Annotated in this window: 6 protein-coding genes; 4 read left to right on the plus strand and 2 right to left on the minus strand. The window is 67.9% G+C overall.

The annotated features are described in order from the left end of the window. The first annotated feature begins 40 nt into the window (after nucleotides 1-40). The 4 genes from UK23_RS32775 (at nucleotide 41) to UK23_RS32790 (ending at nucleotide 6144) form a co-directional block, all read left to right on the plus strand. The gene (locus tag UK23_RS32775) at nucleotides 41-4012 is read left to right on the plus strand and encodes a BTAD domain-containing putative transcriptional regulator (protein WP_045315577.1); all 3972 of its coding nucleotides are present in this window, start codon (nucleotides 41-43) and stop codon (nucleotides 4010-4012) included. A 135-nt stretch (nucleotides 4013-4147) separates the two neighbouring features. Then, complete coding sequence (locus UK23_RS32780) at nucleotides 4148-4519, plus strand: hypothetical protein (RefSeq protein WP_045315578.1); 372 nt, start codon at nucleotides 4148-4150, stop codon at nucleotides 4517-4519. Nucleotides 4520-4708: 189 nt separating this feature from the next. Beyond that, entirely contained in the window at nucleotides 4709-5002 is a 294-nt protein-coding gene (locus tag UK23_RS32785) for a hypothetical protein (RefSeq protein WP_045315579.1), read from the plus strand. Beyond that, nucleotides 5002-6144 carry a hypothetical protein gene (locus UK23_RS32790; RefSeq protein WP_156213548.1) on the plus strand — a complete coding sequence of 381 codons (1143 nt, stop codon included), beginning with the start codon at nucleotides 5002-5004 and terminating at the stop codon, nucleotides 6142-6144. The genes UK23_RS32785 and UK23_RS32790 overlap by 1 nt, the downstream gene beginning before the upstream one ends. A 3-nt stretch (nucleotides 6145-6147) precedes the next feature. Here UK23_RS32790 and UK23_RS52070 read toward each other — a convergent pair whose 3' ends face one another. Continuing rightward, on the minus strand, nucleotides 6148-6303 hold the full coding sequence (locus tag UK23_RS52070) for a hypothetical protein (protein WP_196777980.1): 156 nt from the start codon (nucleotides 6301-6303) through the stop codon (nucleotides 6148-6150). An 11-nt stretch (nucleotides 6304-6314) separates the two neighbouring features. Further along, the gene (locus UK23_RS32795; protein ID WP_419503911.1) at nucleotides 6315-6551 is read right to left on the minus strand and encodes a YkvA family protein; all 237 of its coding nucleotides are present in this window, start codon (nucleotides 6549-6551) and stop codon (nucleotides 6315-6317) included. Nucleotides 6552-6881 lie beyond the last annotated feature (330 nt).

The following is a 6881-nucleotide window of genomic DNA, read 5'->3' on the forward strand; positions in this document are numbered from 1 at the left end:
GAACGCCCGCGTACGTTATGTGCCGGGGAGGGTGTGGCCGATGGACTTCCGGGTTCTCGGCCCTGTCGAACTGTGGGCAGGGGAGACCCGCGTCGACATCGGGTCGGGCAAGCAGTGCTGTGTCCTCGCGGTTCTCGCGGTGGGTGCTGGCCGTCCACAGCCGGTGAACACGTTGATCGACCGGGTGTGGGGCGACGACCCTCCCGGCCAGGCGCGCGCCGCGCTGTACAGCTACGTGAGCAGGTTGCGCAAAGCGTTGCGGGACACCGGGTTTGGCATCAGTCAACGACAGGGCGGCTACGTGCTGCAGGTGCCCCGCGAACTCGTTGACATGCACAGGTTCGAATCGGTGCCGGGCAGGGCGCGGGAGGTGGGCGACCTCGCTGGACGGGCGGTGGTGCTGCGGGACGGCTTGGACCTGTGGCGTGGCACGCCGTTGCAGGACATCGGCGGCCGATGGGCCGATGAGGTGCGGCAAAGCTTGGTGAGGCAGCGGATTCGGGTGTGCGTGGACTGGGCGCGCTCGATGACCGAGCTGGGCCGCCACGGCGAGGTCGACGAACTGCTCGAGCGTGAACGCGCGGAACACCCGCTCGCCGAACCGCTGACCGCGCGGCTGATGGAGTCGTTGTGGCGTCAAGGTCGGGTGGCCGAGGCGTTGTCGTGTTACGCGGTCCTGCGGGAACGTCTCGCGGACGAGCTCGGTGTCGACCCCAGCCCGGCGGTGCAGGACCTCCACACGCGCGTCCTGCGAGCCGCACCGGCTCTGCCCGCTGAGCCCGTCACCATCGGCAACGAGCCGCCTTACCTGGGGCTGAGGACGTTCGAGCGGATCGACGCCGACAGGTTCTTCGGCAGGCGCGAGCTCGTCGGTGAGCTGGTGCGCCGGGTGCGGCAGCACCGGTTCCTCGCGGTGGTCGGGCCCTCCGGCAGCGGCAAGTCCTCGGTCTTGCGCGCGGGCCTGCTGGCCTCGTTCGACGGTGACAGCGTGCTCGTCACGCCGACCTCACCCGTGCTGCGTCCGCCGTTGCCCGCGCTGGTGGTGGTCGATCAGTTCGAGGAGGTGTTCACCCACCGCACACAGCAAGAACGCGATGAGTTCATCGACCACCTCATGGCCATTGAGGACAGTCGGGTGGTCATCGGAGTACGGGCGGACTTCTACGCGGCGTGTGTCCGTCACCCCGCGCTTCTGCGGTTGTTGCGCGAGCACCAGTTCCTGGTCGGGCCATTGGACCAACGGGAGATGCGCGAGGTGGTCGTGGAGCCTGCCGCGCGGATCGGGCTCGCGGTCGAACCCGCGCTCGTCGACGCCGTTCTCTCCGACGTGCGCGGTGAACCTGCCGCTCTGCCACTGGTCTCGCACGCGCTGCTGGAGACGTGGCGGCACCGTGCGGGCAGTGAGCTGACTGTGGCCGTGTACCACCGCGTTGGCGGTGTGCGTGGTGCTGTCGCACGATCCGCTGACCATGCGTTCGCGGCACTGAACGACGACCAGCAGCAGCTGGCGCGGGACGTCCTGCTGCGGCTCACCGCACCCGGCGACGGACACGCCGACACACGCCGACGTGTTCCGTGGGCCGAGCTGCTTTCCCGTCAGGACGCCACCGCGGTCGAGATCGTGCTGGACCGGCTCGCCAAGGCACGTCTGGTGACGCTCGACGACGACACGGTGACCATCACCCACGAGAGTCTGGTTCGCGGCTGGCCAACGTTGCGCGACTGGCTGCGCGACGAAGCCGATCACCTGCGCAGACAGCGCAAACTCACCGAAGCCGTCCAGGAGTGGTTGCGTTACGGCAAGGACGCCGCGTTGCTGTACCTCGGGCCGCGGCTGGCCGAATGGCAGGACGGTGACACTCGGGGACTCAACGATCCGGAACGCGAGTTCTTGGCACGTAGCAGGCACCGCGCTGTTCTGCGCAGGCGCGGCCGCCGCATCGGAGTGGCGGGCCTGGTGCTCGTCTCGGTGGCGCTGCTGGTGATCAGCATCATCGCGGCGACGAGAGCCAGGCTCGCCGACGAGAGCGCGGTGACAGCCAAAGCGCACGAGCTCGCGGCAGCCTCCCGCACCGCGGCGGACCGACAGCTTGCGTTGTTGCTCGCGCGCCGCGCGTACGAGATGCGCCCGGACGAGCACACCGAACCCGCGCTCGCCCAGGCACTCTCCCGGTCACGGGAACGCCGGGTGATCAACAGTCACAACGGTTCGATGCAGGCGCTCGCGTTCAGCCCTGACGGCAGCTCGCTCGCGAGCGCGGGTTTCAACGGCGTTGTGCAGATCTGGGAAACGGGCACCGGCAAGCAGATGGCCCTGTTCCACGCGGGCTCACAGGTGCGAGCGCTCGCGTTCAGCCCGTCCGGAGATCGCCTCGCCGCTGCGCTCGACTACGGCTCCGTGCAGATCTGGGACGTCCACGGCGATGACCACTCTGTGAGGTGGTGGGGCCCAGCCGCCGACATGATCGCCGTAACGTTCGGTTCCGACGGACAAGTGCGCGGTGTCGGGGAAGACGGCGGGGTGTGGACGTGGCGCAGCGGGACGGACGTGACCTCCCGACCCGGTCCGTTCAGCGCGGTGGTCGCGGCGGCGCTGGGCTCTGACGGCCGGGTCGTCGAGTCCGACAGATCTGGCGCGGTGGCCGTGGTCGACCCCGACGGCACGACCACGACGCTGCGCAACGGCGGGACTGCGATCACGGCGCTCGGCTTCAGCCCCGACGGCTCGCAGGTCGTCGGGGGCGAGGCGAACGGTCGAGAGGTCATCTGGTCCGGCGGAAGCACCAGGGAGACTGCCGATGTGGCCAGCGACCCCGTGAACGCCGTGACGTTCAGCCACGACGGGCAGTACGTGCTGAGTGCTGGTCAGGACCACGTCGCACGGGTGAGTCGCGCTGCGAACCGCCACGAGTTCGCCGAGTTCCGCGGTCACGGCGTACCGGTCCGCAGTGCGGTGTTCAGCCAGGACGATCGGCTTGCCGCCACCGGCGACGACACCGGCACCATCCGGTTGTGGGACCCGCAAATGCGGCCGGATCTGCGCGTTCTTCCAGGCCACAGCATCGAACCTGCCCACTCGGTGACCGACGTCGCGGTCAGTCCTGACGGCCGGCTGATCGCGAGTGCCGGCACCGACGGGACGGTCGTCCTGCAACCGCTCGACGGGCTGCCGGCGGTGCTGCGGGGTCACCGCGGGAGCGTCCTGTCCGTGGCGTTCAGCCGGGACGGCAAGCTGGTCGCCGGCGGGGGAGAAGACGGCACCGTCCGTGTGTGGCGGTTGGACGGTGAGCTCGTCGCGGTTCACACGGTCCACGTCGGTGCCGTGCGGGGAGTTGCTTTCCTGCCGAACGGAAACGTGCTCACCGCAGGCGACGACAAGTCGATGCTGGTGTTCCGGCCCGGCGCCCGATCAGGCCGTACCGAGCATTTCGATGCACCGGCTCGTGACGTGGCGGTGAGCCCCGACGGCACGCTGATCGCCGTTGCCACCGACACCCCGAGCGGCGGGGTGTGGTTCCTGTCCTCGGACACTTTGCTGCCCCGCGGACACATCTCGGACCCGGCCGGAAGCCGTGCGCTCGCTTTCAGCCCAGATGGTGCCGTCCTCGCTGCGGCCTCCGCCGATGGCTCAGTGCATCTGGTGCAGGTGAGCGGTGTCCGTGAGTTCGCGACCTTCCCGGGATCCGGCGACAACGGCGCGAGCCTCGGCGTCGCGTTCAACTCCTCTGGGCAATACCTCACGAGCGTCAACGCGGACCGCACCGTGCGGGTGTGGCGGTGGAACCACTGGCGCGCTCCTGTGGTCTTCGACGGATTCGACACCGCTGTGCAAGGCGTGGCGTTCTTGGGTGACAACCGGCTGGTGACAGGCAGAGGCGTCGCCAACGACACCGTCGAAGTGTGGACGTGCCCGGTGTGCGAAGTGTCCGCCGAGTCGCTGACCCAGCTGGCGGAGCGCCGCGCGACCCGTGATCTCACCGACGACGAAAAGCGTCGCTATCTGGGCAGATAGCACCTGCCAAGGATTTTGCAAGGCGACATCGACACGGTTCCGCCGTCGAACCTCCGCGCGTCGGGAACAGGCGCCGGCTCCGAGGCGCGGAGGACCTAACAGGAGGATCACTCATTCCTCGAGGAGGGCATTGTCATGAGGGGAATTGTCAAAATCGCGGCAGTCGCCGTCGCGATCACCGCACCGGTCGCACTTCTTTCACCGGTGGCGCAGGCGGACCTAGTCGAGGTCCAGCACGCCAACTGCGGTCACAACCCGCCGGAGAACCGTGACCCGTCTGAGCTCGTGATCATCAACAGCCGGGTCAACGTCCGCAACGGTTCATCCACCAGCTGCGCGATCAACGGGACGACGCAGCCGGGAGATCGACTCGACTACTACTGCTTCACTCAGGGCAACGACGGATTCACCTGGACATTCCTCGTCGACGTGACGAGGGGTTTCCGCGGCTGGTCACGTGACAATCTGCTGCCACACAAGGGCAGCAACTACGGGTGCGGATTCTGATCCGATCGGATTCTCCGGCTGACGTGGTCCGCGGCTGTGCCCTGATCGGCGCAATCGCGGATCACGCGGTGCGAGCGCAGCTGCGGTGCGCCGCGACTGCGACATCCGGGTGAGCACCCGTAACTGCGGCAGGTCACCGGGCGAGACACTGGTACCAGCGGCGATGGATCGGGGCTACCGCCGGCGTTCGTGGAACCACTGGAGCGCACCATGCCCTACTCCAACGACAAGTTCGCCATGACTCTGAAGGCGGAGCCGAGCAGTCCCAGCGCGCGCACCGGCTTCGTCTACTTCGACGCCGCGGACGAGCCAACACGATCGACTGCACGTCGTGTTGGCACCCTCGTCGCTGAGGCACCGGATGCCGCGACCCGCTTCGAGTCCGATCCCGGGCTCGGTCCCGGAGGCGACACCGTCAGCGCGGCGGCCGCTCTGATCGGTGGCGCCATCGCACGGGTACTGGCCTATGAGGAGTCCAAATGATGCCGGAGCCTTCTGAAGATCGTCGTGTGATCCGCCGGGTGTCGGTCGCACCGGCACCGGTTCGCCATCTCCGCGCACTCATCCGAGATGACGCCAACGTCCGGCGTGGACTGCGGGACGCCGAGTCCGCGCTCTACGACCATGACACCACCGACAGGCTGCGGGAGCTGCTCGACTCCCTTCTCGAGACGATCTACTCGCTCGCTCAGAACAATGAGCTGTGGGAACGCCTCGAGGATGCGGCGGAGCGGCCGATCACGAGGGAGGAGCTCGACGAGCTCAACTGTCTGGTGTGGACGGCGCTACCGGTGCTCCTGGAAGCATTCGGCTACCGCTGCCCGCCACCGCCACCGGCGTCCAAGCTGGTCGATGACACCCAGGTCTCGCTCGGCGCCGCTCTCACCGCGGGTGACGATCGTCGTGAACTGGTACGGCAGGCGCGGTGGTACTTCCTCACGTTCACCATGCGAGTGCGCAAGCAAGTCGACTTCGCTCCCCTCGGCATCCGCTCGGCGGTGGTACGACAAGCCTCCCGAGAAGCGAGTTCGGTGGCAGGAACATTGGTCCCCATCATCGCCGGTGGTGCTGCGGAGGTGGTCACGGAGGCAGGGCTGACAGCCGTAGGCTTGCCTGCTCCTGTGGCCAAGGTCGCCGGCAAGGTGTCCGAACACGGCATCAAGCTCGCAGCCGAGGCACTCATCGGCTGGATGAAGCGACGACAACCTGAACCGAGCTCTCCAGAGCCACCTCAGGCCGTCAACCCCGTCCGCGTGCATCTGGGTGCCATCGCGACTGAACACGGCCGTTTGACGAGCATCGTGGACGTGGCGATGGATCCGGGCAGCTACGGCGAAAGCCAGCGTGACGTCGCGGCTTACCGGGCTGCTGCGCGGGACCTAGGCAGACATGTCCGCCGCCTGCGCGAGTTGATCGTGGACGGCGGTCTGGATCATCCCTCCGTGATGGACGCCCTCGCCGATCTGGACGAAGCCTTCGTGCTCGTGTTCGACGCGGCGTCCCGATTTCGGCGTTGCCCTGCGATGGCGGCGGATGGGGTGGTGCAGCTGCAGGTGGCCTTCGACCGCACGCTGGCGGAAGTCCACCGGGCCGAGGAGGGTGGACGGGATCAGGTCGGGCTCTGATCTTCAAGGCAACTGGGTCAGTGTCAGCATCGGCACCGCCACGCGCAGCCCGAGCAGAGCGGTGAACACCGGCAGCAGCAACACGCCACCGCCAAACCCGGCCACGGCGGACAGCACGGCCAACCCGAACGCGGCCACCGACGCCAACAGCACCTCCACCGGCACACCCATCACAGGCCGGTCCCGCCCGAGGGTGTGGTGCGGTCCAGGCCAGTGATCCGGATCAGGGCGGCGAAGCCGTCGTCGGTGCCCGGCCAGTGCTTGCGGACCGCGTCGATCCCGGCCCGGCGCATCACCGAACACAGGACTGCGGTGACGATGATCGCGTCGTCGGCATAACCGGGCACCGGGATGACGTCCGGCACGAGATCGAGGGGAAACGCCAGGTACACCAGCAGCAAACTCAACGGTACCCGCACCCCTCGATGCAGTCCGCGATCGACGGCCTGGACGAGGACCTAGGGGTCACGGCCGGCCCGGCGGCGTACGGCATTGCAGCGTCGCTCACGGACGCCCTGGTGGCTGGTATGCGGGTGTTTGTGTCGTCCAGACTGCGGCCGCCGGTCCCGGACGACGTGCTCGACCGCCAACCACTTCGCGGCGCGGCTCGAAATCCTGTGCCACCGTCACTGGGATAGCCGCCACGCATGCGCTGCGTAAACCGCGACACCGCCTGGCCATCTTCGCCGGTCGCCCGAAACTACCGCACAAGGCCCGTAACCACTGGACGCTTCTGG

The organism is Lentzea aerocolonigenes (assembly GCF_000955955.1).
Lineage (GTDB): Bacteria > Actinomycetota > Actinomycetes > Mycobacteriales > Pseudonocardiaceae > Lentzea > Lentzea aerocolonigenes_A.

Bases quoted from the DNA above. Each gene is read 5' to 3' on its own strand.
- UK23_RS32790 (WP_156213548.1), top strand. From the start codon at position 5,002: ATGCCGGAGCCTTCTGAAGATCGTCGTGTGATCCGCCGGGTGTCGGTC.
- UK23_RS32775 (WP_045315577.1), top strand. From the start codon at position 41: ATGGACTTCCGGGTTCTCGGCCCTGTCGAACTGTGGGCAGGGGAGACC.
- UK23_RS32780 (WP_045315578.1), top strand. From the start codon at position 4,148: ATGAGGGGAATTGTCAAAATCGCGGCAGTCGCCGTCGCGATCACCGCA.